Annotated in this window: 27 protein-coding genes; 19 read left to right on the top strand and 8 right to left on the bottom strand. The window is 61.3% G+C overall.

The features are described 5' to 3' along the window. Positions 1 to 108: 108 nt before the first annotated feature. The 5 genes from I7X13_RS00450 (at position 109) to I7X13_RS00430 (ending at position 2,373) form a co-directional block, all read left to right on the top strand. A complete protein-coding gene (locus I7X13_RS00450; protein WP_198073947.1) occupies positions 109 to 1,026 on the top strand; it encodes a DUF58 domain-containing protein in 918 nt (305 codons plus the stop codon). A gap of 86 nt (positions 1,027 to 1,112) precedes the next feature. Further along, positions 1,113 to 1,349, top strand: a complete 237-nt coding sequence (locus I7X13_RS00445; protein WP_198070204.1) for a hypothetical protein — start codon at positions 1,113 to 1,115, stop codon at positions 1,347 to 1,349. Between the two features lie 76 nt (positions 1,350 to 1,425). Continuing rightward, positions 1,426 to 1,620, top strand: coding sequence for a hypothetical protein (locus I7X13_RS00440; protein WP_198073946.1), 195 nt, complete (start codon positions 1,426 to 1,428; stop codon positions 1,618 to 1,620). Between the two features lie 45 nt (positions 1,621 to 1,665). Continuing rightward, positions 1,666 to 2,124: a hypothetical protein gene (locus tag I7X13_RS00435; RefSeq protein WP_198073945.1), complete on the top strand. Its 459-nt coding sequence runs from the start codon at positions 1,666 to 1,668 to the stop codon at positions 2,122 to 2,124. A gap of 75 nt (positions 2,125 to 2,199) precedes the next feature. Continuing rightward, on the top strand, positions 2,200 to 2,373 hold the full coding sequence (locus tag I7X13_RS00430; RefSeq protein WP_198073944.1) for a hypothetical protein: 174 nt from the start codon (positions 2,200 to 2,202) through the stop codon (positions 2,371 to 2,373). 86 nt (positions 2,374 to 2,459) lie between these two features. Here the strand turns inward: I7X13_RS00430 and I7X13_RS00425 are convergent, their stop codons facing one another. Both I7X13_RS00425 and I7X13_RS00420 read right to left on the bottom strand, forming a co-directional pair. Beyond that, positions 2,460 to 3,221, bottom strand: a complete 762-nt coding sequence (locus I7X13_RS00425) for an SDR family oxidoreductase (protein WP_198073943.1) — start codon at positions 3,219 to 3,221, stop codon at positions 2,460 to 2,462. A gap of 76 nt (positions 3,222 to 3,297) precedes the next feature. Then, on the bottom strand, positions 3,298 to 3,714 hold the full coding sequence (locus I7X13_RS00420) for a helix-turn-helix domain-containing protein (protein WP_198073942.1): 417 nt from the start codon (positions 3,712 to 3,714) through the stop codon (positions 3,298 to 3,300). 143 nt (positions 3,715 to 3,857) lie between these two features. Here I7X13_RS00420 and I7X13_RS00415 point away from each other — a divergent pair, with 143 nt between their 5' ends. The 4 genes from I7X13_RS00415 to I7X13_RS00400 all read left to right on the top strand — a co-directional run bounded on the left by I7X13_RS00415 (position 3,858) and on the right by I7X13_RS00400 (position 7,964). Then, the gene (locus tag I7X13_RS00415) at positions 3,858 to 4,190 is read left to right on the top strand and encodes a hypothetical protein (RefSeq protein ID WP_198073941.1); all 333 of its coding nucleotides are present in this window, start codon (positions 3,858 to 3,860) and stop codon (positions 4,188 to 4,190) included. Between the two features lie 349 nt (positions 4,191 to 4,539). Further along, positions 4,540 to 5,847, top strand: coding sequence for a cystathionine gamma-synthase family protein (locus tag I7X13_RS00410; RefSeq protein WP_198073940.1), 1,308 nt, complete (start codon positions 4,540 to 4,542; stop codon positions 5,845 to 5,847). A 55-nt stretch (positions 5,848 to 5,902) separates the two neighbouring features. Continuing rightward, positions 5,903 to 6,349 (top strand): hypothetical protein, encoded by a 447-nt coding sequence (locus I7X13_RS00405; protein ID WP_198073939.1) that lies wholly within the window; start codon positions 5,903 to 5,905, stop codon positions 6,347 to 6,349. Positions 6,350 to 6,602: 253 nt separating this feature from the next. Next, complete coding sequence (locus tag I7X13_RS00400) at positions 6,603 to 7,964, top strand: OmpA family protein (RefSeq protein ID WP_198073938.1); 1,362 nt, start codon at positions 6,603 to 6,605, stop codon at positions 7,962 to 7,964. 75 nt (positions 7,965 to 8,039) lie between these two features. On the opposite strand, the gene I7X13_RS00395 is transcribed toward I7X13_RS00400, so the two are convergent. The 4 genes from I7X13_RS00395 to I7X13_RS00380 form a co-directional block, all read right to left on the bottom strand. After that, positions 8,040 to 9,011 (bottom strand): deoxyhypusine synthase family protein, encoded by a 972-nt coding sequence (locus I7X13_RS00395; RefSeq protein ID WP_198070194.1) that lies wholly within the window; start codon positions 9,009 to 9,011, stop codon positions 8,040 to 8,042. Between the two features lie 91 nt (positions 9,012 to 9,102). Beyond that, a complete protein-coding gene (gene hslV / locus I7X13_RS00390; protein WP_190921878.1) occupies positions 9,103 to 9,642 on the bottom strand; it encodes an ATP-dependent protease subunit HslV in 540 nt (179 codons plus the stop codon). Between the two features lie 125 nt (positions 9,643 to 9,767). Beyond that, positions 9,768 to 11,477 carry a pyruvate dehydrogenase complex dihydrolipoamide acetyltransferase gene (locus I7X13_RS00385; RefSeq protein WP_198073937.1) on the bottom strand — a complete coding sequence of 570 codons (1,710 nt, stop codon included), beginning with the start codon at positions 11,475 to 11,477 and terminating at the stop codon, positions 9,768 to 9,770. A 159-nt stretch (positions 11,478 to 11,636) separates the two neighbouring features. Beyond that, the gene (locus I7X13_RS00380; protein WP_198073936.1) at positions 11,637 to 12,260 is read right to left on the bottom strand and encodes a histidine phosphatase family protein; all 624 of its coding nucleotides are present in this window, start codon (positions 12,258 to 12,260) and stop codon (positions 11,637 to 11,639) included. 164 nt (positions 12,261 to 12,424) lie between these two features. Here I7X13_RS00380 and I7X13_RS00375 point away from each other — a divergent pair, with 164 nt between their 5' ends. The 4 genes from I7X13_RS00375 to menB all read left to right on the top strand — a co-directional run bounded on the left by I7X13_RS00375 (position 12,425) and on the right by menB (position 16,827). Continuing rightward, the gene (locus I7X13_RS00375) at positions 12,425 to 12,859 is read left to right on the top strand and encodes a hotdog fold thioesterase (protein ID WP_198073935.1); all 435 of its coding nucleotides are present in this window, start codon (positions 12,425 to 12,427) and stop codon (positions 12,857 to 12,859) included. Continuing rightward, positions 12,860 to 14,095: a chorismate-binding protein gene (locus I7X13_RS00370; RefSeq protein WP_198073934.1), complete on the top strand. Its 1,236-nt coding sequence runs from the start codon at positions 12,860 to 12,862 to the stop codon at positions 14,093 to 14,095. A 19-nt stretch (positions 14,096 to 14,114) separates the two neighbouring features. After that, a complete protein-coding gene (gene menD / locus I7X13_RS00365; RefSeq protein ID WP_198073933.1) occupies positions 14,115 to 15,890 on the top strand; it encodes a 2-succinyl-5-enolpyruvyl-6-hydroxy-3-cyclohexene-1-carboxylic-acid synthase in 1,776 nt (591 codons plus the stop codon). A gap of 112 nt (positions 15,891 to 16,002) precedes the next feature. After that, a complete protein-coding gene (gene menB / locus I7X13_RS00360) occupies positions 16,003 to 16,827 on the top strand; it encodes a 1,4-dihydroxy-2-naphthoyl-CoA synthase (protein WP_198073932.1) in 825 nt (274 codons plus the stop codon). 95 nt (positions 16,828 to 16,922) lie between these two features. Here menB and I7X13_RS00355 read toward each other — a convergent pair whose 3' ends face one another. Further along, complete coding sequence (locus I7X13_RS00355) at positions 16,923 to 17,120, bottom strand: hypothetical protein (protein WP_198073931.1); 198 nt, start codon at positions 17,118 to 17,120, stop codon at positions 16,923 to 16,925. Between the two features lie 81 nt (positions 17,121 to 17,201). Here I7X13_RS00355 and I7X13_RS00350 point away from each other — a divergent pair, with 81 nt between their 5' ends. The 3 genes from I7X13_RS00350 (at position 17,202) to I7X13_RS00340 (ending at position 20,915) form a co-directional block, all read left to right on the top strand. Continuing rightward, positions 17,202 to 18,302: an AMP-binding protein gene (locus I7X13_RS00350; protein ID WP_198073930.1), complete on the top strand. Its 1,101-nt coding sequence runs from the start codon at positions 17,202 to 17,204 to the stop codon at positions 18,300 to 18,302. 4 nt (positions 18,303 to 18,306) lie between these two features. Then, positions 18,307 to 19,161: a DUF481 domain-containing protein gene (locus tag I7X13_RS00345; protein ID WP_198073929.1), complete on the top strand. Its 855-nt coding sequence runs from the start codon at positions 18,307 to 18,309 to the stop codon at positions 19,159 to 19,161. Positions 19,162 to 19,280: 119 nt separating this feature from the next. Further along, positions 19,281 to 20,915 (top strand): S1C family serine protease, encoded by a 1,635-nt coding sequence (locus I7X13_RS00340; RefSeq protein WP_198073928.1) that lies wholly within the window; start codon positions 19,281 to 19,283, stop codon positions 20,913 to 20,915. Between the two features lie 87 nt (positions 20,916 to 21,002). Here the strand turns inward: I7X13_RS00340 and I7X13_RS00335 are convergent, their stop codons facing one another. Next, entirely contained in the window at positions 21,003 to 21,701 is a 699-nt protein-coding gene (locus tag I7X13_RS00335) for a hypothetical protein (RefSeq protein ID WP_198073927.1), read from the bottom strand. 152 nt (positions 21,702 to 21,853) lie between these two features. Between I7X13_RS00335 and I7X13_RS00330 the strand changes: the two genes are divergently transcribed. Genes I7X13_RS00330 through I7X13_RS00320 form a run of 3 tightly spaced genes read left to right on the top strand, consistent with a single transcriptional unit; the run spans position 21,854 to position 24,286 of the window. Beyond that, the gene (locus I7X13_RS00330; protein WP_198073926.1) at positions 21,854 to 22,294 is read left to right on the top strand and encodes an ABA4-like family protein; all 441 of its coding nucleotides are present in this window, start codon (positions 21,854 to 21,856) and stop codon (positions 22,292 to 22,294) included. A gap of 42 nt (positions 22,295 to 22,336) precedes the next feature. Beyond that, positions 22,337 to 23,194, top strand: coding sequence for a hypothetical protein (locus I7X13_RS00325; protein ID WP_198073925.1), 858 nt, complete (start codon positions 22,337 to 22,339; stop codon positions 23,192 to 23,194). 51 nt (positions 23,195 to 23,245) lie between these two features. Continuing rightward, complete coding sequence (locus tag I7X13_RS00320) at positions 23,246 to 24,286, top strand: sensor histidine kinase (RefSeq protein WP_198073924.1); 1,041 nt, start codon at positions 23,246 to 23,248, stop codon at positions 24,284 to 24,286. The last annotated feature ends 7 nt before the right edge of the window (positions 24,287 to 24,293 follow it).

Genomic DNA, 24,293 nt, shown 5'->3' with positions numbered 1-24,293 from the left:
AAGATAAACGGCGGGGGTAGCGTTAGTATTGAAGGTATCTTTGAGCGCCTGTCGTCCTGCGCTGCGCGCAGGACGACAGATGTTATCAATTCCTCCCTCCCACCGCCCATGCCCCTCGACCTCGCCGCTATCCGCTCCTTTGAGAACATTGAGTTTCTGGCCCGTCAGCTGGTCGACGGGTTCATTACCGGGCTGCACCAGTCGCCCTATCACGGCTTTTCGGTCGAGTTTTCGGAGCACCGCCTGTATAATCCCGGCGAGAGCACGCGCCACATCGACTGGAAGGTATTCGCCCGCACCGATAAGCTCTTCGTGAAGCGCTACGAGGAAGAAACCAACCTGCGCGCCCACCTGCTGCTCGACGTGAGCCCCAGCATGTACTACCCCGCGCCGGGCTTCGACAAGCTCAAGTTCAGTATCTTGGCAGCGGCTGCGCTCACCACGCTACTCACCCGGCAGCGCGATGCCGTGGGCCTCGTCACCTTTGCCGATACCATTGAGCTGCAAACGCCGGTGCGCTCCACCAGCACCCACCGCCACACGCTGCTGCTGGCCCTGCAACAGCTACTAGAGCGTCCGCCCGCGCCCAAAACTGGCCGGGGAACTGATGTGGCCGGCACCATCCACGCCATTGCCCAGCAGATACCGAAACGCTCCCTCGTCATCCTGTTTTCGGACATGCTGGGGCGCGGGGCCGACGAGCAGGAAGCCGCCCTGGCCGCCCTCCAGCACCTCAAGCACCAGCACCACGAAGTGCTGTTATTCCACGTGCTCGACCGCGCGACGGAAGCCAATTTCGAGTTTTCTGAACGGCCTTATATTTTTGAAGACGTAGAAACCGGCCTCGAAATCAAGCTCCAGCCTTCGCAGGTGAAAGAGCAATACCAGGCAACTATGACCGCCTACGAGCAGGAGCTGGCTCAGCGCTGCGGCCAGCTGCGCATCGATTTCGTACCTGTGGACGTGCGCGAGCCATTTGAGAAAGTACTGTATGCCTACTTGGTGAAGCGCGGCAAGGTGCGGTAGCACGCTTTTGCTCGGTCGCATAGAACGGTCAGCACGACGTCCTGAATAAGCAATTACCAATTCCATATCCTCTCCCTTCAACTCCCGTGTTCTTTCTTCGCCTGCTGCTCATTTTCGGGGTTTCGCTGCTCGTCTTCGCGCCCATCACCGGCTACATTGCTTACAACTACGGCCGGTCGTTCTGGCGGTGGTTTGGGCTGGGGCTACTGCTGCCGTTTGTGTCGGTATTTATCGCACTCTTTATGGCCATGCGCGACAAATACCGGGAAGAAAAAGCCGCCCGGCAACAGCTGCCGCCGCACCGCTGGCCCGAGCAGCTCTAGCCGCGCCACCCACACCCGGGTTGACCGCACGGCTGGCGGCCCTACCTTTGCGGCATTATTCAGCTCCGTTTATTCAATGATTGAGGCTCTTATTGCTATTCTGACGCCGCTGCTTTTCATGCCAATTATGACGGCGTTTATGGCGTACAGTCACGGCCGCTCGTTCTGGCGGTGGTTTGGCATTGGGTGCGCCCTGCCCTATGTGTCGCTGTTCGTGGTTATGTTCGTGGTGCACCGCTACAAGAAAAAGCTGGCCCTGGCCACAGCGTAAGCCGCTTTTGCAAGCAAAATTCTCTGCTCACCTCTTCCCCTTTTTATGTACCAAACGCTTCTCGTTCTGCACTCCTGGTCCCGCTGGTTTGTGCTCATCTTTGGCCTCATTGCCGTGTTCCGCGCCTACGCGGGCTACTCCGGCCGCCGCCCCTTTGTGAGTGCCGACAACGGCATGAGCGCCGCCTTCTCCGGCTTTATGTGGTTGCAGGTAATCATTGGCCTAGGCCTGTATTTCGGCCTCAGCCCCGTGGGCCTGAACGCCATGAAGCAAGCCGGCGCCATGAAGGATGCCACCGTCCGCTTCTTCGGCATGGAGCACGTGATAGTGATGATTCTGGCCGCCATTGTGGCCCAGGTGGGCCGCATCGCCGTGAAGAAAACCAGCGACAGCACGCAAAAGCACCGCAAAGCCCTGCTCTATTTCGGCGTGGCGCTGGTGCTGGTGCTACTCATGATTCCGTGGGGCATCTGGAACCCGGCCCGTCCTTTGTTCCGGTTTTAAGTCTTAAGTTTGAGGGGCTACGTATATGCCGTAGCCCCTCCGCTATACTGCCCGGTTCCTTTTTGTTTTCAGTCCGTGTCCACCGCGCCGAAACGTTCGTACTCCGTCGAAGACTTCTCGGAGTTGATTAATTCCCGCCTGCAACGACTGGAAGACATTGAGGAAGCCCGCCAGCGTTACGGCTCCCTGCTGGCCGTGCTGCGTCAGCAGGTCGACTCTTATCGGATGCGGAAAGGAGCCGAAAAATAGCGCGACTCAAGACCATCAAAACACAAAAAAGCCTTTCCGCAGCGTACCGGAAAGGCTTTTTTGTGTTGCTCAACAGCGTTCTACCCCTAGATGGCTTGCCCGCCCGATACTTCGAGGCGTTGGCCGTTCACCCAGCCAGCTTCGTCGGTGCAGAGGAAGGCCACCACAGGGCCCACGTCGGTGGGCAGGCCCACGCGGCCCAGGGCGGTGAGGCTGGCGATGTGGGCGTTGATTTCCTTGTTGTCGCGGGTGCGGCCGCCGCCAAAGTCGGTTTCGATGGCGCCGGGGGCCACCACGTTCACACGGATGCGGCGCGCACCCAGCTCCTTGGCCTGGTAGCGCGTAAGGCTTTCGATGGCCGTTTTGGCGCTGCCGTAGGTGGACGAGCCGGGCATGACAATGCGCGTGAGGCCCGACGAGATATTGACGATGCCGCCGCCGTCGTTCATCAGCGAAAGGGCCTGCTGAGTAAGGAAGAACGGCCCTTTGAAGTGGATGTTCAGGATATCGTCGAACTGCTGCTCGGTGGTTTCGGCAAACGCCTGGTAGAGGCCCGTACCGGCGTTATTGATGAGAAAATCGAACTTCTCGGCCCCAAATGTTTCCTTCAGCGTCGTTTTTACTTGCTCGAAGAAGGCGGCGAAGCTGCTCACATTAGAAGCATCGAGCTGCAAGGCGGCGGCCTTGCGGCCCTGGGCCTGAATTTCGGCCACCACGCTTTCGGCTTCGGCCCGCTGGCTGTGATAGGTCAGGATGACGTCGAGGCCTTTTTGAGCCAGGTTCAGGGCCATGTTTTTGCCTAGGCCGCGGCTGCCGCCGGTGACGAGGGCGATTTTGGAGATGCTCATCTTACGAATTGGTTGGGGTGAATGATGAGGCAAATGTCCGGCCCAAGGCGGCGGGGTTTATGGTGAGTAGTTCCGTTTAAATGGTGACAGCTTCCGGAATTTCGGCGCGCTGGGCGGCCCACACCTGCTCGCGGTACTGCTTGGGGGTGCAGCCCTGGAAGCGCTTGAAAAACTTGGTGAAGTTGGAGGGGTCGTAGGTGAGCTGGGCCGCGATGGCGGCCACGGGGCGGCCGGGGTCGTGCAGCAGCTCGCGGGCCACGTCCATGATGCGGGCCTCGAAGAAGTAGCACGGGGCATGCCCGGTGGCTATTTTGATGGTGTTGCTCAGGTGCGTGGGGTGGATGCAGAGTACGCCGGCCAGGTCGCGGATTTCGAACATCTCGGTGGCCCGGCCGGCCACGATGTCGGCCAGGTGCCGGTCGACTTCGCGCAGGAAATCGGCGGTGATTTCGTGCTGGCGGGCCAGGAGTTTTTTGGGGATGGGGGTGGGCATAGGTTGTATTAATGTAAACTGTCCGCTATGTGAATTACTAGATTTGAAGCACCTTAAATGTTTATTAGCCTTTTCAATGTGAGTGCGCGATGCCCAGAGGATATACGCTAATAGTGCCCGATAATCCGTATCTGTTTCCCAGCATGGACCTGAACATCCGTTGGCTGGAAGCAGTACGGCTCGCGCTGCCAAAAATTTTTGGAGAGCTTCCTTCAACGGTCGAGTATGACTTATTTCTTATTCAGGGCCCTTATGTGCCCGAAGATTCAGAACCAGCTTACCCGGTTTTTGGCGTGTACTGTCCAGATGAAGAATCATTGGAAGCATTGGCTTCTCTTGATTATTGGGAAATGAATAAAAGGGTGAATAATTGGATAGTTCAACTTGGGCAGGCCGAATTATTGCAGCGGGCTTATTTCGTTGATTATGTCGACCTGAATCTATTGAAAAGCCAAAAGATTTACCCCATTCAATAAAAGGCATATCCAACAAAATTCAACACACCAGCCCAAACTATGTGTGACAGATTATTGATTTAAAACTCAAGCAAACTGCCCCAAATTATGGGCGTTTTTTGGGACAGACCATGAACCGAAGATTTTGACGCAGCCCGCGAATCAAGCCACTGTAAAACATGAATATATGTGCGTGGCTTGTCCCCGTCCGACCGGGCAATTACTCTACTTCGCTAAACGTGCCCCGACGGACGGGGACAAGCTCCGCCCCACCCCGCCGCTCCCCCGCGGCGGTTTTTTTGTGGCCCGCCCTCAAAACAAAATCCTACCTTCGCCTCACATTTCCCCCCTCCCACCCAACCCCCAGTTCATGCCCACCCTGCACGACCACGCCCACATCGGCGGCCAACAACTGCGCCCCGAAAGTTTGATGATGAGCTACGGCTACACCCCCGCCTGGAGCGAGGGCGCCATCAAGCCCCCTATTTTCCAGACCTCCACCTTTGTATTCAACAGTGCCGAAGAGGGTAAGGCTTTCTTCGAGCTGGCTTACGGCCTGCGCCAGGCCAATCCCGACGAGGAAATGGGCCTCATCTACTCCCGCCTTAACAACCCCAGCCTGGAAATCCTGGAGCACCGCCTCACCCTCTGGGACGGGGCTGAGGAAGCAGCCAGCTTCGCCAGCGGCATGGCCGCCATCAGCACCACGCTGCTGGCCTTGCTGAAGCCCGGCGACGTGGTGCTGCACTCCGAGCCCGTGTACGGCGGCTCCGATTTCTTCCTCAAAAACGTGCTGCCCAAGTTTGGCATCACCGCCGTGGGCTTCCGCCCCACCTCCACCCCAGAGGAACTCACGGCCCAGGTGGCCGGCATCGAGCAGGGCCGCCTGGCCATGATTTTCGTGGAAACGCCCGCCAACCCCACCAACCACCTCGTCGACCTGGAGGCCTGCGCCGCCCTGGCCCGCCAGCACAGCACCCCCGAAAACCCCATCCGGCTGGTGGTCGATAACACCTTCCTCGGGCCAGTATTTCAGCACCCGCTCAAGCACGGGGCCGACGTGGTGCTGTACTCGGCCACCAAGTTCCTGGGTGGGCATTCCGACCTCATTGCGGGCGCGGCTCTGGCCAGCAAGCCACTCATGAAGGAAATCAAGGCCATGCGCACCTTCATGGGCACCATGTGCGACCCCAACACCGGCTGGATGCTCATGCGCTCCCTCGAAACCCTGAAGCTGCGCATGGAGCGTGCCGCCCAGTCCGCCCAAATCATTGCCGACTGGCTCCGTGCCCACCCGCTGGTGGCGCGCACCTACTACCTCACTCACTTGGAGCACTGCCTCGCCCAGCAGGACATCTACCGCCGCCACTGCCTCTCGCCCGGCTCCATGATTTCCTTCGACATCAAGGGCGGCCAGGCCGAAGCCTTCCGCTTCCTCAATGCCCTGCGCCTCATCAAGCTGGCCGTGAGCCTGGGCGGCACCGAAAGCCTCGCCGAGCACCCTGCCACCATGACCCACTCCGACATTTCGGTGCCCGAGCAAGCCGAAATGGGCATCACCCCCCAAATGATTCGCCTGAGCATCGGCGTCGAAGACCCGCAGGATTTGATGTTGGATTTGAGCCAGGCCTTTGAGGCCGTGGGCATGGTGAAGGCGCGAGAGATGGAAATGGCGTAGGTTTTAACAAGTGGTTACTTTCTGCCTTCTCTAAATTTTCGCGGCACCATTCTTTATGCACAGAATCTTTCTGCTAATCCTGCTCTGCTTTTTCGCGCAGTATTCCTACGGCCAGGACAACCCCGAGCTATTGGTTGATAAATTTTTCAAGGAATACACCAGAGGTCCGGCCAAGGCGGTTGAAACGCTTTACACCACCAATCCCTGGGCTCTGCGAAACAGAGACGCGATTGACCAGATAAAGAATGAAATCAACAAGCTGACCCCGGACTACGTTGGCCAATACCGCGGCTACGAACTCATCGTCAAGCGACAGGTTGCGACCAGTTTCGTTTTGCATTCCTATTTGGTTCGCTATGACCGCCAGCCCCTGCGGTTCACCTTTGAGTTTTACAAAGCCGAGGACAAATGGTTTCTTTATTCTTTTCAATTCGATTCCAACCTTGATAACGAACTGGAAGAGTCTGCTAAACTCAATTATTTTCCATCGGCCGTGCGATAGAGGCTGTTGGTAAATATTGCTGCGTACGCTGATAGATAGGAAGAGCCGGCCGCTGATGAAGCGGCCGGCTCTTTTGCTTTTGACGCTCGCGTGGCCAAGCCTTGACGGCCGCAAACCGCTTCTTCCAGCAAGTCATTAAACGTGCATATAGCCCATTGCCTATATTTATACAAAAACAACTATATTTAATTCAAGAAAGCGAGGTGTCACAACTGGCCCCGGACCCATTTTTTCACTTTTCGCCCCCATCCACATGAGCCAGAACCTGCTTGAACTAGTTCAGAATTACTTCGGCGGCGCTACCGTGCGCCAGGCGAGTACGGCGTTGGGAGAGAGCGAAAGCAGCATTGGCACTGCCCTGCGCAGCATCGTGCCGCTGGCGCTGGGTGGGCTGTTTGCCCGTTCGCAGCAGCCCGGCGGCACCGCCGAACTGTTTGGCTTGGCAAACCAAGCGCATAGCAACGGCATTCTGAACAACCTGGGTAGCCTGCTGGGCGGCACCAGCAGCGTGCACACCACCGCGCCAGCCACCGATGGCGGCCTGCTGAACAGAGGAGCCGAGCTGTTGCGCGCCATACTCGGCACTCACTACACCGCCGCCGTGGAAGGCGTGAGCCAGCAAGCCGGCGTGCGCGAATCGACCACCAATAGCCTGCTGGGCATGGCCGTGCCCGTGGCCCTGGGCCTGCTGGGCAAGCAGGCCGCCGAAAATAATCTGGACGCCAACAGCTTCGGCAGCTACCTCAGCAGCCAGCGCAGCAGCATCATGGGGGCACTGGGGGGCCTGCCGGGCAGCTTGGGCACCATGCTTTCCGGCCTGGGCCTCGGCTCAGTTGCCGCTGGCATCGGCAACACGGCCAGCGCAGCGGCCAATACGTTCGGCAACGCGGGCCGTAGCGCCGTGCGCGACGTGGAATCGGTGGCTAGTTCGCCCAGCCGTTGGCCGTTGCTGCTGCTCGCGCTGGCCGTACTGGCGGGGCTGTTCTACTTCATGCGCAGCTGCAACAAAACTCCGGAAACCGCCGAGCCCGCCACCACGACCACCACGGATACGACGATGACGGCCACCACTCCCACCCCTGCCCCCGCCCCTACCGCGCCCACCGGCCGCTACGACGAAGCCAGTGGCAATTATATCTACGATACCGGTGCCAACACCGACGTAAAACTGCCCGACGGCACGGTGCTGAACGTGGGCAGCAACTCGTTTGAGTCGCGCCTGTTCAACTTCCTCAACGACAACAGCCAGACCGTGAGCGACGACAAAACCCAGGGCTGGATGAGCCTTGACCGCGTGTACTTCAACACCGGCAAATCGACGCTCACTTCCGAGTCGCAGGCCCAGCTGAAGAACGTGGCCGCCATCCTCAAAGCCTTCCCCAACGCCACCCTGAAATTCGGCGGCTACACCGACAACAAAGGGAAGGCCGCCGTGAATATGTCGCTCAGCGCCGACCGAGCCAATGCTGCCCGCAACGCCGTAGTCGGCAATGGCATTGATGGCGGCCGCATCACCGCCGAAGGCTACGGCGACGCCCACCCCATCGCCAGCAATGACACCCCCGAAGGCCGCGCCCAAAACCGCCGCGTGGATGTGCGCGTGACGAAAAAGTAGCGTTGGATTAAAGCAAAAAAAGCCCGCCGCTGAAATTCAGCGGCGGGCTTTTTTTGCTTTAATCCAACGCTGAATCTATTGCCCCAGCACAATGGCGAACACCAGCGGTGCCACGATGGTGGCGTCCGACTCGATGATGAATTTCGGGGTTTTCTCGCCCAGCTTGCCCCAGGTGATTTTCTCGTTGGGCACGGCGCCGGAGTAGCTGCCGTAGCTGGTGGTGGAGTCCGAAATCTGGCAGAAATAGCCCCACAGCGGCACGTCGTGGCGCTGCAGGTCCTGGTGCAGCATGGGCACCACGCAAATGGGGAAGTCGCCGGCAATGCCACCGCCAATCTGGAAAAAGCCCACTTTGCTTTCCTCGGTGGCGGTGTTGGTGTACCAGTCGGCTAGGTACATCATGTACTGGATGCCCGTCTTCATGGTGTGCACGTTCTTGATGTCGCCCGAAATCACGTGGCCGGCGTAAATGTTGCCAAGCGTGGAGTCTTCCCAGCCGGGGCAGATGATGGGCAGGTTTTTCTCAGCCGCCGCCAGCATCCAGGAGTTTTTGGGGTCAATCTGGTAGTACTGCTCCAGGTCGCCCGACTTCAGAATCTGGTAGAAGAATTCGTGGGGGAAGTAGCTCTCGCCGGCCTGGTCGGCCTTTTCCCAGTGCTTGAGCACGGTGTGCTCGATGCGACGCATGGCCTCCTCCTCGGGGATGCAGGTATCGGTCACGCGGTTCATGTGGCGCTTCAGCAGCTCGTGCTCATCGGCGGCGGTAAGGTCGCGGTAGTGCGGCACCCGCTCGTAGAAATCGTGGGCCACGAGGTTGAAGATGTCCTCTTCCAGGTTAGCGCCGGTGCAGCTGATAATCTGCACCTTGTCTTGCCGAATGAGCTCGGCCAGCTGAATGCCCATTTCGGCGGTGCTCATTGCGCCGGCCAGGGTTATCATCATTTTGCCGCCATCGGCCAGGTGCTTGTTGTAGCCATCGGCCGCATCGATGAGGGCCGCGGCGTTGAAGTGGCGAAAGTGGTGGCGGAGGAAGTTGGTTACTTGCATGGAAAAATGGGGTTGTTTTCTGTTTGAATTCAGTTGAACGTCATGCCGAGCGCAGCTGAGGCATGACGTTCTGGTTGTTCATACGGCTCGCTTAGCTCGGCGACTCAATCATCAAATTATGATTGGTGTAGATGCAGATGTCGGCCGCAATGTGGAGGCCCTCCTCCACCATCTGCCGGGCCGAGAGGTGCGGCGCGTGCTTCTTGAGGGCCAGCGCGGCGGCCTGGGCATACATGGCACCGGAGCCGATGGCGGCCACGTCAGAGTCGGGCTCCAGCACGTCGCCGGTGCCACTCACGATAAGCAGCTCATCCTTGTCGGCCACCACCATCATGGCTTCCAGCTTGCGCAGGTACTGGTCTTTGCGCCAGTCCTTGGCCAGCTCGATGGCCGCGCGCTTGAGGTTGCCGCCGTAGCTGGTCAGCTTCTCCTCGAAGCGGTCGAGCAGCATAAAGGCATCGGCCGTAGAGCCGGCAAAGCCAGTCACGACCTTGCCCTCGCCCAGCTTGCGGATTTTGCGCACGTTGTTTTTGGCTACGTGCTTGTCCATGGTGGCCTGGCCGTCGGCACCCACGGCAATTTCGCCGTTGTGCCGGATGCCAAGGACGGTAGTAGAGCGGATTCTGGTCATAAATTGGGGCTTGGGGTCTAAGGGACTTGGGGTCTCGGTAAAAGGTTTGGGGACTTCGGGTCCGGTTATCATCATCTGACGAATAACCATGACCCCAAGTCCCCAAGTCCCCAAGACCCCAAAAATCAAATCATCAAACGCATGGGGTCTTCCAGCAGGCTTTTCAGCGTTTGCAGGAAGGCTGCGCCGGTGGCGCCGTCCACCACGCGGTGGTCGCAGCTCAGCGTCACCTTCATGATGTTGCCGATGGCGAGCGCGCCGTCTTTCACAATGGCAGTCTGCTTGATGCCGCCCACGGCCAGGATGCAAGCATCCGGCGGGTTGATAATGGCGGTGAACTCGTCGATGCCGAACATGCCCAGGTTCGAGATGGTGAAAGTGCTGCCCTCCCACTCGGACGGCTGCAGTTTCTTCGATTTGGCTTTGCCAGCCAGCTCTTTCACCTCTGTAGCGATGGTGGCGAGGCCTTTGCCGTCGGCATTGCGAATCACGGGCACCAGCAGCCCTTCGTCTACGGCCACGGCCACGCCGATGTTGATAACCTTGTTCTGACGAATGCGGTCGCCGAGCCACGAGGAATTCACAGCCGGGTGCGAGCGCAGCGCAATGGCCGCCGATTTCAGCACCAGGTCGTTGAAGCTCAGTTTAACTGGCGACAGCTCGTTGAGCTTCACGCGAGCCTCCATGGCCTTGTCCATGTTGATTTCCATCGTGAGATAGAAATGCGGAGCAGTGAACAGGCTCTCGGAGAGGCGCTTGGCAATCACCTTGCGCATCTGCGACACGGGCGTATCGGTGTAGGTATCGGTCGAAGCCGGGGCGGCGGGGGCAGCCTGCGGAGCCGGAGCCGAGGCCGCCTGCGGTGCAGCGGGGGCCGCAGCCGGAGCAGCTTGCGGTGCGGGCGCGGCAGCAGCACCGGAGGGCTGGAAGTTCTCCACGTCGCGCTGCACAATGCGGCCGTTGTCGCCGCTGCCTACCACTTGCGAGAGGTTGATGCCTTTTTCCTTGGCAATGCTCTTGGCCAAGGGCGAGGCCAGGATGCGGCCGTTGTTGGCGGGCGCGGCAGCAGGCTGAGCCGGGGCAGCAGCGGCCGCAGCCGGAACTGCCTCTGCAGCGGGAGCAGCCGGGGCGGCGGCAGGAGCAGCGGCCGGAGCCGAACCACCGCCGAGCAGGGCCTGGATGTCGGCGCCTTCTTCACCGATAATGGCCAGGATGCCATCAACGGCAACGGCTTCGCCGGCTTTGGGGCCGGTGTAGAGCAGCGTGCCGTCTTCGTAGTTTTCCAGCTCCATGGTGGCTTTGTCGGTTTCGACTTCGGCCAGCACGTCACCCGATTTCACTTTGTCGCCTACGTTTTTCAGCCAGGCGGCAATGGTGCCTTCGGTCATCGTGTCGCTCATTTTGGGCATGCGCACCACGGTGGCCTTTTTGCCATTGGCGGGCGCGGCCGGAGCGGCGGCAGCTGGCGCAGGGGCCGGAGCGGGCGCAGGTGCAGCTTCTGGTGCTTTGGGAGCTTCGGCAGCGGGGGCCGGTGCGGGCGCAGCCGCCGGGGCGGCACCGCCGCTCTGGCCATTCAGCAGACCCGAAATGTCTTCGCCTTCCTTGCCCACAATGGCGAGAATGCCATCTACCGGCACAGAATCTTTCTCTTTCGGCCCAATGTAGAGCAGCGTGCCGTCTTCGTAATTCTCCAGCTCCATGGTGGCTTTGTCGGTTTCGACTTCGGCCAGGATGTCCCCGGATTTAACTTTATCACCCACTTTTTTGAGCCAGGCCGCGATGACGCCTTCAGTCATCGTGTCGCTCATTTTGGGCATTTTTATGATTTCGGCCATCGGATTTGTAGCGCTTGGATTGAGAAGGCCAAAATTAGCCCGAAAAGTTGGCGGGGGCAATGTTATTATGGGGAGAATATGAGGGCATGTGCAGCTAGTTGAAAAAGAACGTTATGCAGAGCGCAGCGAAGCATGGCGGTCAGTTATGTACGTTTCAACTCACCCCGCCGCTTGCAAATGCGAGACGTCCAGAAAATTCTTGATGGTGAACACCGAGCCGGTGTACTCCAGCTTGTATAAGCATAAGTTGCTGTGCTCGAAGCCCTCCATGCAGCTGAGCGGGTAGTTGAGCAATTGGCAGAGCATAATGCGCATGGCCCGGCCGTGCATGCAGACGAGGACAATTGCTTCGTCCTCCCGCGCCTTCAGCAGCTCGATGAACGGGCGCTGGCGGGCAGCTACTTCCTCGGGGCTTTCGCCGCCGGTGAGGCTGGCGTGGGTATCGCCGGCCACCCAGCCGGCCAGCACCCGGCGGTATTCAGCGTCCTCTTCCATGGTGATGCGCGTGCCCTCGCGCACACCCCAGCTGATTTCGTTGAGGCCGGGATGGGCTTCGTGGGGCAGGCCGAGGTCGAGGAACTGCTGCACCGACTCGTGGGTGCGGCGCAGGGTGGAAGTATATACCTTGTCGAAGGGCACGTGACCGTAAGTCGCGAAAAACTGCGCCGCCTGGCGGCGGCCGGTGTCGTTCAGGCTCGAATCGACGCCGCTGCCCTGCACGATGCCACGCACGTTGAAATCGGTCTGGCCGTGGCGCAGAAGGAAGATGGTCCGGGGCTTCACTTTCGCGGTAGTTTTGCGTAACAATCGGTCAACAATTCCTCAAAGTACGGGGTTTGACTTTTAGTGGTTAACGGCTAGCGATGAATGATTAGTTATTTACGAAAAGTACGCTCGAGTCAAATCCTCTCATTCACTGCTAACCGCTAACCGTTCATCACTACTGCATGAATCTGGAAGAAGTAAAAAGCTGGACGGCCTCCCGCCCCACCCTGGCCGATGCCCTCGGCATGGAAATTACCGCCGTGACCGACGAGTACCTCGAAGGCCGGATGCCCGTGGATGGCCGCACCCACCAGCCCATGGGCCTGCTGCACGGCGGCGCTTCGGTGGCCCTGGCCGAAACTCTGGGCAGCATTGCCGCCGCCCTGCGCGTGGACCGCACCAAGCAAGCCTGCGTAGGCCTCGAAATCAACGCCAACCACCTCAAAGGCGTGCGCGATGGCTGGGTGCGGGGCCGTGCCACGCCGGTGCACATCGGCCGGAGCACGCAAGTGTGGGAAATCCGCATTTCACACGAAGAAACCGGGGCGCTGGTCTGCATCAGCCGCATCACCATGGCGGTAATTGATTTGCCGGCCGCAGGCTCTAAGACGGTTTAAATGCCAGCGGGTCAACTTCGATACCTGCCCTGGCCGGCGGCAGCAGCGGGGCTAGATGCCCCGGCCCGGCTGCGACACCTTGTGGCCGGCGCGCTGCGTACCAACCGCCCGCTGGCGCTGTGGCGCGAGCCTGGTGCTGTGCACCCGCGCCTGCTGGTAGCCCGTTCCCTCGAGGCCGCCTACACTGGCCTGCCGCCGGCCTTGGATGCCCAAGCACCGGCCGGCTTCGCCTTTTTTCCCTTCCGCGATTCAGACCATAACCCCGCCCTGTTCCTGCCTGCCGATGTGGGCTACGACCTGGCCCACCCCGACACCGTGACCGTGGCCCCCGCCGCCCGCGAGCTGGTGCCGGGTCTCACCGCCTGGCTGGGCCTGCCCACACCGCCCGTGCTGGCCTGGCATTACGGCCCGCAGCCCGCCCCACCCGCTGCCACCGAGGCCGAATACACGACCCTAGTGCGGCGCGGCGTGGCCGCCATCGAGGCCCGGGAAGTGGTGAAGGTGGTGAGCTCCCGCGCCGCCCGCCGCCCGCTGCCGTCGGGCTTCGACCCACTGACGGCGTTTGCGGAGTTGAGGGAGAAATACCCGCGTGCCTTTGTCTCGCTGGTGAGCGTGCCGGGCGTGGGCACCTGGCTGGGGGCCTCGCCCGAAGTACTGGCCGAGGTTACGGCCGACGGCCACTTTCATACCATGGCACTGGCCGGCACGCAGCCGCTGCTGCCGGATACGCGCCCGCAGGATGCCATCTGGCGGCAGAAGGAGATTGAGGAGCAGGCGCTGGTGGCCCGCTACATCGTGAGCTGCTTCAAGCAGCTGCGCCTGCGCGAGTACCACGAAAGCGGCCCGCGCACCGTGGCCGCCGGGCAGCTCCTGCACCTGCGCACCGACTTTGAAGTGGACCTGGAGAATGTGCCCAACGCCGCCTCGCTGGGCACCGATATGCTACGCTTGCTGCACCCCACCTCGGCCGTGGGCGGCATGCCCAAAATGGCGGCGCTCGACTTCCTGCGCCGCCACGAGGGCTACGACCGCGCCTACTACAGCGGCTTCCTGGGGCCGGTGAACGTGGCCGCGCCCGGCATCGCGCGCCTCTTCGTGAACCTGCGCTGCCTGCAACTGCGCCCCACCGAGGCCATTCTCTACGCCGGCACCGGCCTCACCGTCGACTCGGACCCCGCTCGCGAGTGGCAGGAAACCGAAATGAAATTGCAAACCGTGGGCGCGGTACTTCAATAATCCTTGTTCATTAAAAAAGATGCAAGCTGTTTATAACATCGCCGAAATCTGCGCCCGTCATGGCATTACCGATGTCGTTTTGTCGCCGGGCTCGCGCTCGGCGCCGCTCACGCTGGCGTTTGCGCGCCACCCCGATTTGAATGTGCGCGTGGTGCCCGATGAGCGGGCGGCAGCCTTCATCGGCCTCGGCATTGCGCAGGCACAACGGCGGGCGGTGGCGCTGGTATGCACCTCCGGCACGGCCGGGTTGAACTACGCTCCCGCTGTAGCAGAGGCTTTTTTCCAGCAGATTCCGCTGGTGATTTTCACCGCCGACCGTCCGCCCGAATGGATTGACCAGTTGGATGGGCAGACCATCCGCCAGCGCAATTTGTACGGCGCGCACGCCAAGTGCGAGTTTGAGTTTCCCGTCGATACCTCACACGCTGATGCCAAGTGGCATTCGGCGCGTATTGTGAACGAGGCCATTAATCTGGCGCAGGCCGCGCCCGCTGGGCCGGTGCAGGTGAATGTGCCGCTGCGGGAGCCGTTCTACCCGAAGGCGGGGGAGGGAATTGGGTATGAGAAGGATGTGAAGATTGTTCATGAATATGCTTCTAACGCAACGCTTTCGCCTGCCGAGATTCTGGAGCTGCACCAGCAGTTGCGGGCCGCCGGCCATGTGCTGGTAGTAGCCGGCCAGCAACCCAACAACCCCGGGCTGCTGGCGGCGCTTTACGAGTTTGCGAAAGCCCGGAAGGTGGCGGTGGTGGGTGACATTATTGCCAACGTGGGCGAAGTTGCGGCTGTGCAGCGGCAGGATATTTTTCTGGCGGGGCTGGGCAAGGACGACAAGGCCGCTTTAAAGCCGGATTTGCTTATCACATTCGGCCAGTCGCTGATTTCGAAAAGCCTGAAACTGTTTTTGCGTGACGCGGCCCCGGCTCAACACTGGCACCTGCAAGCGGCTGGCGAAGCGGCCGATACCTTCCGCTCGCTTACCCGGGTGGTGCGGGTAGCACCGGCGGTATTCTTTCAGCAGCTTTCGGTCTTGAAAACCAGTGAGGGCGAAAGGTCCGAAGGTTCGAATCCCTCCTTCTTTGCTAATAATCAACTTGCTTCCGGCTCGGGTTCAGTTGGTTCCACTGAATATGCAACCTGGCAACGAGCTGACGCTGCAGCTGCTGAGTTTCTGAAGTTTTTTTTTGTTGACGACACGCAGCCATTCAACGAATTCTCGGCCTTCCGCCACACCCTGGCGACACTACCCGAGCAAGTGGCCCTGCACCTCGCCAACAGCATGGCCGTGCGCTACGCCAACATCCTCGGCATTCCGCAGGGCCGGCAAATCGAAGTCTTCGCCAACCGCGGCACCAGCGGTATCGACGGCTGCAACTCAACGGCCGTAGGCGCGGCTTTGGCGCAACCTGGGCGGCCGGTAGTTCTGCTCACCGGCGATGTGGCGTTTTTCTACGACCGCAACGCCTTCTGGCACAATTACCCGCTGCCCAACCTGCGGGTGGTACTGTTCAATAACCACGGCGGCGGCATCTTCCGCATCATCGACGGGCCGCGGCAGCAGCCGGAGCTGGACGAGTTTTTTGAGACGCGCCAGCTGCTCACAGCCGAGAACACGGCCAAGGATTTTAACCTGCGCTACTTCCCGGTTTCATCCTTCGCCGAACTTGAAGCCGCGCTACCGGTTTTCTTTGCAGCCGAAACCGGCGCGGCCATTCTGGAAGTCTTCACCGACTCGAAGACCAACGCGGCGTTTTTCGAGGAATACCGTAGTGCGGTGAAACAAGCCTTTTCGTAATTGTCATGCTGACGAAGGAAGCATCTTATCACGGCTGCTTTCGTCGGATTTAGTAACCCCAGCGGCGCGGACGTGATAAGATTCTTCGCTGCGCTCAGAATGACAACGTTCTATGACCGAACCCATCAACTGGACCCCGATTAAGGAGTTCAAAGAAATTCTCTTCTCGCAGTTTGGCGGCATCGCCAAAATCAGCATTAACCGGCCGCAGGTGCACAACGCCTTCACGCCGCTCACGGTGCAGGAAATGATTGATGCCATGCGCATCTGCCAGGACCGCACCGACATCGGCGTCATCATCCTCACCGGCGAGGGCGGCCGGGCCTTCTGCTCGGGCGGCGACCAGAGCGTGCGCGGCCACGGCGGCTACGTGGGCGAGGACACCGTGCCCCGCCTCAACGTGCTGGAGCTGCAGAAAATCATCCGCTCGATTCCTAAGCCTGTGGTGGCCATGGTGGCCGGCTGGGCCATTGGCGGCGGCCACGTGCTGCACGTGGTGTGCGACCTGACCGTGGCGGCCGAAAACGCCCGTTTCGGCCAAACCGGCCCGAACGTGGGCTCGTTCGACGGCGGCTTTGGCGCCTCTTATCTGGCGCGCATCGTGGGCCAGAAAAAAGCCCGCGAAATATGGTACCTCTGCGACCAGTACGACGCGCAGGAAGCCCGCGAAATGGGCCTCGTGAATAAAGTGGTGCCGCTCGATAAGCTGGAAGAAACTACCGTAGCTTGGTGCCACAAAATTCTGCAAAAGAGCCCGCTGGCCCTGCGCATGCTCAAATCGAGCTTCAACGCGGAGCTGGACGGACAGGCTGGTATTCAGGAGCTGGCCGGCAATGCTACGCTGCTGTACTACCTCTCCGATGAGGCGAAAGAAGGCCGCAACGCCTACATGGAAAAGCGTCAGCCGGACTTCTCGAAATTCCCCAAATTCCCGTAAGCTCACCCCCGGAGCTTCGCTAAAAAGCGCGTCTGTTTTCTACCTTCCGGCAGAAAGCAGACGCGCTTTTCTATAAGGAATTAGCAGAGGAAACGCTAGTAGCTGAACCCGATGGCGTGCAGGCAGGCGCACCAGCTGAAAAAATACCGCCGGTCTTCCTGTTTGCGAGCCTTTTTCATGGCTTTGGCGCGGGCCTTGATTTCGGACAGCTCGAAGCTGCGGACTTTGGTGGGCGGGCTGCCAACGGCGGGAGCCACGACAGCAGCAGCGGCGGATTGCGGGTGGGATTGCATGGCGCTGAGGGAATAGTGTATAGTAATAATACGGAATTTTTCTCGCAAAGGCAACCCGGCCGGCCGCCGTACTTTCGCGCCATGCCTGCTACCCTGCCCACCTCCCTCCTGCTCAACGGCCGCGAATACGCCTACGCCGCCATTCGTGAGTACCCCGCCCAGCTTGATGCGCCCGTGAACGGCTACGAGGCCAAGGTGTTGGATTTTATCCGGCAGTGGCTGAACGGGACGCAGGAGTTCACCCTCACCACGTCGGGCAGTACGGGGCCGCCCTCGCCCATTGTGCTGCGCCGGCGGCAACTGGAAGCATCGGCCCGGCGCACGGCCGATTTCTTCGACCTTGGCCCCGGCGACCGGGCGCTGGTGTGCCTCAACTGCGAGTATATCGGCGGCATGATGATGCTGGTGCGCGGGCTGGAACGCAATATGCACCTCACCATTGTGGAGCCGCACGCCGACCCGTTTGCCTACGTGGCGGCGGACGCAGAATTTGACTTTTCGGCCTTCGTGCCGTTGCAGCTAAAAGCCGTGTTAGCGGACGGCCACGCCGCGCGCCTCGATAACATGAAGGCCTTTCTGATAGGCGGCGCGCCGGCCGATGCGTCGCTGACGCAGGAACTGCAGCCGCTGAAAGCGGCGGCGTGGCTGACGTATGGCATGACCGAAACCTGCTCGCACGTAGCCTTGCGGCGGCTCAACGGCCCGCAGGCCGCGCCCACGTTCCGGGTGCTGCCGGGCATTGCGGCGGGGCAGGACGAGCGCGGCTGCCTCACGCTGCGCGGCGACGTAACCGACGACCAGCTCATCGTTACCAACGACGTGGCGCAGCTGCTCGACGCCCATACGTTTGAGTGGCTGGGCCGGGCCGATTTCGTGATAAACTCCGGCGGCGTGAAGGTGCCGGCCGAGAAAGTGGAGCTAGTGCTGGACGTGGCACTGGCCGAAATCGGGCAGTCGCGGCGCTGCTTTGTGGCCGGGCAGCCCGATGAGCGGCTGGGCCAGGCCGTGACGGCTTTTATCGAAGGGCCGGCATTATCGGCCGAGCAGGAAACCCTGCTCAAAGCTCTGCTGGCCGAGCGCCTGGGCCGCTACGAGCAGCCCCGGCAGTTCGCCTACGTGCCCGAATTTCAGATGACGGCCACGGGCAAGCTCAACAGGGCGGCCACGTTGCGCACGCTATAGCGGAATGAAAATCTGGAAGATTTTCGGATTGCTGATTGGTTGGCTGGGGCTACTGGCCAGCCTGGCGGCCCATGCCCAGGAACCGGACTCGACCGGCACGGCCGTGCCCGATTCGGCGGTGGTGAACAGCGCGGGCAGCATTGCGCCGCCGCCGGCCGGGCTGCCCTCGGCCGAGTTTGAAACCTATAACGTGGACGGCACCGGGGTGCGCTACACGGCGGCCCTCACCGGCATTTACACCACGGGCACGGTGGAGCGGGTGTATTTCAGCACCAGCCACACGGGCGGCTTCACGGCGGGGCACTGGCAGTTTCCGGCGGCCCTGAGCTACAGCTACGGCCGGCAGGACGGGGCCCTGCGCGAGCGGGAGCTGCTGCTGCTCAGCACGCCCGACTACCGCATTCGCCGGTGGAAATTCTACGCGCTGGGCGAGTTCGAAACCAGCAACCTGCGCGCCATCGACCGGCGGGTGGTGACCGGCGGCGGCGTGGGCTACCAGCTGTATGCCGACACCCTCAACAACGAGCTGGCCCTAAGCACCTTTCTATTGGATGAGCGTACTGATTACAACACCGAGCCCGATTTTTCGCGGCACGTGGTACGCAACTCCACCCGCCTCAAGCTGCGCCTGAACCGGGGCGTGGTCAGCGCGTCGGAGCTATTTTTCTACCAGCCCAGCCTGCGCAACCCCGGCGGCGACTACCGCATGAACAGCGCCACCGTGCTGGCCTTCAAGCTCTACCAGCACCTGGCGCTGAACCTGGCCTACTCGTTTTCCTACGAAAGCGTGGTGGTGCAGAACCGCGCCCGGGCCAACGGTACGCTCTCGGTGGGCTTCGCTTACAGCACCGGCAAGTGAAAGTAGGAATAGGAATCTTTTAGTAGTAGTATTGGACCGAATTTGCACAAATGCGCACTTTCCACAAATCATTTTCTGGTCCTTTTTAACTAATTCTCCACACGCTTACCCGGTACTTAATGAAAAAACCTTCTACTATCATCTTGAATGGCAGCATCATGGGGGCGATGCTACTGCAAAGCTGCGCTACCATCATCGCCACCCCTTACCAGAGCGTGCGCGTGACGGGTGCACCCGCGGGCAGCACGGTTTACATCAACGACAAGGAAGTTAAAACCAAGCCCATTGCGGGCAGCAACGACTTTAAGGTGCGGGTGCGGCGCAAGAAAAACGCCGAAATCAAAATCAAGCACGACGGCTACAAGGACCATTCCGAAGTGCTGTATCCCGAAAAAAGCAATGGCCTGACCTACCTGAACTGGGTGCCGGTGCTGGGCACTTTCAAGGGCGTGAGCACCGACGAAAACGGCAACGTCAATAGCAATCCGCTGATTTACGGCTGGGCTGTGGGCCTGGGCGGCTACTGCGTTGATGCGATTCTGGGTTCGGGCAAAAAATTCACGAAGAGCGAAATCAAGCCCGTGATGCCGGCCCTGCCCAAGGCCATGGCCAGCAGCCAGACCATTCAGTGCGGCATGGTGAACGTGCGCCTGAAGGGCGGCGACAAGATGGGTAACTTCATCGTGGGTAAGGACAACACTGATATTCTCTACTTCGGCAAGACGCTGGATGTGGACGCCGACCACCTGAAAGGCAACGTCAATTCCTTGCTAAAGGACTTGGGATACGCCGTGCCCTCGTCGGAAGGCAAGAGCGTATTCTCGACGGGCAGCAACTCGCGCTACACCCTGCAGGGCGAGATGCGCGACGTGAAGTACGACATTTACGCCTCCCACATCTACGAATACCGGGCCCACTACGAAACGCGCTGCGCCGTGGAAGTGACCTGGAAGCTGCAGAACCAGAACCGCCAGACCATTTTCGAGCACAAGGACGGCGGCTCGAGCGTGAAGTTTGAGAAAGGCGGCAGCGCAGCCTTCGAAGATGCTTTCGAAAACTCGCTCTACGCCTTCCTTTCCAATAAAGAAGTGACCACCGCGCTGGCCAAACCCGCCGGCACCAGCCCCGCTGCTGCGGCCGAAGCCGACAAGCCCGCCGCCATTGCGGTGCACCGCGCGGTGCTGCCCAAGGCCACAACTACTACCAGCGTGAGCCTGGCCGCCAAGAGCGTGGTCATTGTGGAAACCACGGACGGTCACGGCAGCGGCTGCATTATTTCCAACGATGGCTACATCGTGACCAATGCCCACGTGGTGGGCGAAGAAGCCGATGTGAAAGTGCTGATGGCCGACGGCCTAGAAGCCAAAGGCCGCGTGGTACGCGTGAACGCCGAGATGGACCTCGCCCTCATCAAAATCAACACCGACGGCCTCACCGCCTTCCAACTGCCCACCACGAGTAGCGCCGAAATCGGGGCCGACGTGTTTGCCATCGGCACGCCTGCCGATAAGGAGCTGGGGCAGAGCATCACGAAGGGCATCATCAGCGGCCGGCGCAAGATTGAAGGCCACACGCTGCTGCAAACCGACGTGAGCATCAACGGCGGCAACAGCGGCGGGGCGCTGGTGAGCCACGGCGGCCAGCTGCTGGGCATTGTGAATGCCAAGCTCGTGGGCCGCGGCATCGAGGGCATCGGCTTCGCCATTCCGGCCGAGCAGGTGGCCGATGCGCTGCAGCTGAAGTTTATTGACTAATTCCCGGGGCGGCCCCACGGGCCGAACCTTCACACGCCCAACGGCCGGTTGCTCAGTAGAAGCAGCCCGTCGTTGGGCGTTGTGGCGTTAGGGGCGCATGTTGGTCTGGGTGAAGAGCGGCTCCTTGTCCTTCATCACCTTGAATAGCTCGCCCAGAAACAGGTTGGCGCGCAGGTAGAACACCGGGCCATTCAGTTCTTTCTGAATGGCAACGGGCACGAACACCGGCTGCCGCCAGCCCAGGCCCGTGCCCACCCCGCCCCAGCGAAACACGCGGTACTGAGCGGCCAGCGTGGGCTCCACAATGCCCATAAACTCGCGCGGGGTTTTGTCGAGGTCGCCGTCGTCGGCCTCATAGAGCACGTAGGCCGAGCCCAGGCCCGCCTGCAGGTTGGCGCTGAGCTCCCAGCGGCGGTTTTCGAGCAGCACGTAGCCCGCGTAGGCGGCCAGGTAACGGAAACGGATTTCGGCGTCGGCGTCTTCGGCGGCGTTGTCGGGTTTGGCCTGGCGGGAGGGCACGCCGGTGCTGAGAAAGTAGATGGCCGCCCCGGTCCGGAAGCGGCTCTTGAACTCGATGCCCAGCTTGAGGCCGTTGATGGTGGTGAGGTGGTGGTTGAGGATGGAGTAGCGCGAGTCGTACTGCACCACGAAGCGGTTGTGCGGCAGGCGCAGGATGTTGGGCCGGCGCACCGTCGAATCGGGCCGGGCCGGGCCAACGCCCTGTGCCCACGCCCCCGCCGGCAGCAGGCCCATACTCAACCACACAAGACGCAACAACCGGAACATAGCAAACCAAAAACCGACCAACGGCAAAGGTCGGGAATTTCACCCGGCCACAACCGCTGCTTCGCCCGGTTGTTTGGCCGCTTCGCCCCGAAACGGCTGGCGCGCCCCTGTGGTTGGCCGCTAGCTTTGACCAACTTCTTCGTCCTGCTCCCATGCTCACGCCCGATTTCCTGTTTTCCCTCGCCAACCCCGCGGCCCTGCTGGGCTGGGCCTTGCTGGTGCTGGCCCCGCGCTGGCGCGGCACCCGCGCCGTGGTGCTCAGCGGCGCGCTGCCCTTGCTGCTGGCCGCAACCTACGCCGTGCTCATTGCCACGCACTACCTGGGGCCGCACGGCGGCGAGGGTGGTTTTGGCTCCCTGGATGACGTGGCGGCGCTATTCCGCGACCGGTGGGCGCTGCTGGCCGGCTGGGTTCACTACCTCTGCTTCGATATGTGGACCGGCGCCTGGGAGCTGCGCGATGCCCACCGGCGCGGCGTGCCGCACTTGCTGCTGGTGCCGTGCCTGCTGCTCACGTTCATGTTCGGGCCGGTGGGGCTGCTGCTGTATTTCGGGGTGCGCAGCCGGTACCCGGAGTCTGCCCGGGATGCCTGATAACTGCTCGTTTAAATCAACCCGCTTACTACGCTACGCCATATGAAAACCACCTTGCTTTCGGCGGCTGATTTTTCGCCGCTCAGTGCCGTTGCCCCTTCCGCCAGCACCGTGGGCGATGCCCTGCGCCTGCTGCATCGCGTGAACCCCGTCCTCTCCTACACCGGCTGGCTGAACGTGGCCCTGGCCGTGCTGGCCCTGGCGCTGCTGCCCTTCGACCAGCGCCACGTAACCGGGGCGCTGGTGTGGATGAAACCGCTGAAGTTTGCGCTGTCCATCGCGGCCTTTGCCTGGACGCTGGGCTGGCTGCTGGCCGACCTCCCGGCTGCCGCCCAGCGCAGCGTGCAGCTGCTGAGCTGGGGCGTGGGCGTGAGCATGATGGTGGAGCAGGCCGTGATTTTCACGCAGGCGGCGCGGGGTACTACCTCGCACTACAACACGGCCTCGGCGCTCAACGCCATTCTGTTCGGGCTGATGGGCGTGTTCATTCTGGTGAATACGCTGATGACGGTGTGGGCCCTGTACCTGGCCTGGCGCTATCAGCCGTTCGGGCCGGCCAGCTACGTGTGGGGCATGCGCCTGGGGCTGCTGGTGTTTCTGGTGGGCAGCGTGCTGGGCGGCTTCATGATTCATAATATGCAGCATACCGTGGGCGCGCCCGATGGCGGCCCCGGCCTGCCCGGCCTGGGCTGGAGCACCCGCGCCGGCGACCTGCGCATTGCGCACTTCCTGGGCATGCACGCTCTGCAAGCCCTGCCCCTGCTGGGCTGGGCCCTGAGCCGCTGGGCTCCGCAGCAAGCCACCGGCCTCACCTGGGCCGGGGCGGCGCTGTATGCCGGCGCGGTGGCCGGGCTGTTTGCGCTGGCCATGGCGGGCCGGCCGCTGTGGGCCATGCCGTAATTCGCCCGCTATTTTTGACGGATTGTCACCTCACGCCCCGCCGCCTCGCCCATGCCTGCCCTCAATGACCGTCGGTTTCTGCTGGGAGGCATTCCGCTGCTGAGTTTGGCCATTACTGTCGTTGGCCTGCCAAACGAGCCGGATGGGCGCTGGCCACTGGTGCTGATGCATTGGGTGGTTTCGCTGTATTTCACCACGGGCTACTGGCTGGCCAACCGGCAGCTGTGGATGGCGCTGTTGGCCCGCCTCCCCCGCCCCGAGCAGACGCCGCGCCGCCTCTGGCTGTTGGCCGGCCTGGCGGTGCTGATTACCGCCGCCACGTCGGTGTTGCTGATTTTGCCGTTGCACGCGCTGCTTCCCAAGGAATTTCCCCTCACGCTCCCGGCGCTGCTGGTGCAGGTCCGGTTCAGCCTGGTGCCCACCGTGGCGGTGCTCACGCTCTACGAAACCATGTATTTCTTCGAGCAGTGGAAGACCAGCCTGGACCGCGCCGAGGCGCTGGGCCGCGCCCAGAACCAGGCCCAGCTGGAGGCTCTGCAAAACCAGCTCGACCCGCATTTTCTGTTCAACAACCTCAACACACTCTCGGCCCTCATCGAGCCCGACAACGCCCCGGCCCAGGACTTCGTGGAGCAACTGGCCGACGTGTACCGCTACGTACTGCTGGCTCAGGGCCGCGCCACCGTGCCCCTGGCCGAGGAGCTGGCCTTCGTCGAAACCTACCTGGCACTGCACAAAGCCCGCTTTCGGGATAATCTACGGGTCGAAATGAACATTGCGCCCGCCGTCCAATCCCGGCACGTGGCCCCGCTCAGCGTGCAGCTATTGGTGGAGAATGCACTGAAGCACAACGTGGCCTCGCGCGAGCACCCGCTGCACCTGCGGCTAGTCGTGGCTGTCGATGCGCCAGATGTTTTGGTGGTTGAAAACACTTTGCGACTGCGCACAGCCGGTTTTGCGCCCGGCACGGGCACCGGCCTGGCCAACGTGCGCCGTCGCTACACGCTGCTGGGCGCAGCGCAAACCGTGGAGGCCGGCGCCACCGACGGCAAATTCGTAGTAAAACTGCCCCTGCTACCGGCCCAGAGCTAACCCGCCA

It is taken from the genome of Hymenobacter negativus (assembly GCF_016056375.1).
In the GTDB taxonomy this organism is placed as follows: domain Bacteria; phylum Bacteroidota; class Bacteroidia; order Cytophagales; family Hymenobacteraceae; genus Hymenobacter; species Hymenobacter negativus_A.
The sequence above is the reverse complement of the archived record's forward strand: the minus strand, read 5'-3'. Positions and strand labels throughout refer to the sequence as shown.

What these genes read in the sequence shown, in the direction of transcription:
- I7X13_RS00450 (WP_198073947.1), top strand. Translation starts at nt 109, where the DNA reads ATGCCCCTCGACCTCGCCGCTATCCGCTCCTTTGAGAACATTGAGTTT.
- I7X13_RS00440 (WP_198073946.1), top strand. Translation starts at nt 1,426, where the DNA reads ATGATTGAGGCTCTTATTGCTATTCTGACGCCGCTGCTTTTCATGCCA.
- I7X13_RS00435 (WP_198073945.1), top strand. Translation starts at nt 1,666, where the DNA reads ATGTACCAAACGCTTCTCGTTCTGCACTCCTGGTCCCGCTGGTTTGTG.
- I7X13_RS00425 (WP_198073943.1), bottom strand. Translation starts at nt 3,221, where the DNA reads ATGAGCATCTCCAAAATCGCCCTCGTCACCGGCGGCAGCCGCGGCCTA.
- I7X13_RS00420 (WP_198073942.1), bottom strand. Translation starts at nt 3,714, where the DNA reads ATGCCCACCCCCATCCCCAAAAAACTCCTGGCCCGCCAGCACGAAATC.
- I7X13_RS00415 (WP_198073941.1), top strand. Translation starts at nt 3,858, where the DNA reads ATGGACCTGAACATCCGTTGGCTGGAAGCAGTACGGCTCGCGCTGCCA.
- I7X13_RS00410 (WP_198073940.1), top strand. Translation starts at nt 4,540, where the DNA reads ATGCCCACCCTGCACGACCACGCCCACATCGGCGGCCAACAACTGCGC.
- I7X13_RS00405 (WP_198073939.1), top strand. Translation starts at nt 5,903, where the DNA reads ATGCACAGAATCTTTCTGCTAATCCTGCTCTGCTTTTTCGCGCAGTAT.
- I7X13_RS00400 (WP_198073938.1), top strand. Translation starts at nt 6,603, where the DNA reads ATGAGCCAGAACCTGCTTGAACTAGTTCAGAATTACTTCGGCGGCGCT.
- I7X13_RS00395 (WP_198070194.1), bottom strand. Translation starts at nt 9,011, where the DNA reads ATGCAAGTAACCAACTTCCTCCGCCACCACTTTCGCCACTTCAACGCC.
- hslV (WP_190921878.1), bottom strand. Translation starts at nt 9,642, where the DNA reads ATGACCAGAATCCGCTCTACTACCGTCCTTGGCATCCGGCACAACGGC.
- I7X13_RS00385 (WP_198073937.1), bottom strand. Translation starts at nt 11,477, where the DNA reads ATGGCCGAAATCATAAAAATGCCCAAAATGAGCGACACGATGACTGAA.
- I7X13_RS00375 (WP_198073935.1), top strand. Translation starts at nt 12,425, where the DNA reads ATGAATCTGGAAGAAGTAAAAAGCTGGACGGCCTCCCGCCCCACCCTG.
- I7X13_RS00370 (WP_198073934.1), top strand. Translation starts at nt 12,860, where the DNA reads ATGCCAGCGGGTCAACTTCGATACCTGCCCTGGCCGGCGGCAGCAGCG.
- menD (WP_198073933.1), top strand. Translation starts at nt 14,115, where the DNA reads ATGCAAGCTGTTTATAACATCGCCGAAATCTGCGCCCGTCATGGCATT.
- menB (WP_198073932.1), top strand. Translation starts at nt 16,003, where the DNA reads ATGACCGAACCCATCAACTGGACCCCGATTAAGGAGTTCAAAGAAATT.
- I7X13_RS00355 (WP_198073931.1), bottom strand. Translation starts at nt 17,120, where the DNA reads ATGCAATCCCACCCGCAATCCGCCGCTGCTGCTGTCGTGGCTCCCGCC.
- I7X13_RS00350 (WP_198073930.1), top strand. Translation starts at nt 17,202, where the DNA reads ATGCCTGCTACCCTGCCCACCTCCCTCCTGCTCAACGGCCGCGAATAC.
- I7X13_RS00345 (WP_198073929.1), top strand. Translation starts at nt 18,307, where the DNA reads ATGAAAATCTGGAAGATTTTCGGATTGCTGATTGGTTGGCTGGGGCTA.
- I7X13_RS00340 (WP_198073928.1), top strand. Translation starts at nt 19,281, where the DNA reads ATGAAAAAACCTTCTACTATCATCTTGAATGGCAGCATCATGGGGGCG.
- I7X13_RS00335 (WP_198073927.1), bottom strand. Translation starts at nt 21,701, where the DNA reads ATGTTCCGGTTGTTGCGTCTTGTGTGGTTGAGTATGGGCCTGCTGCCG.
- I7X13_RS00330 (WP_198073926.1), top strand. Translation starts at nt 21,854, where the DNA reads ATGCTCACGCCCGATTTCCTGTTTTCCCTCGCCAACCCCGCGGCCCTG.
- I7X13_RS00325 (WP_198073925.1), top strand. Translation starts at nt 22,337, where the DNA reads ATGAAAACCACCTTGCTTTCGGCGGCTGATTTTTCGCCGCTCAGTGCC.
- I7X13_RS00320 (WP_198073924.1), top strand. Translation starts at nt 23,246, where the DNA reads ATGCCTGCCCTCAATGACCGTCGGTTTCTGCTGGGAGGCATTCCGCTG.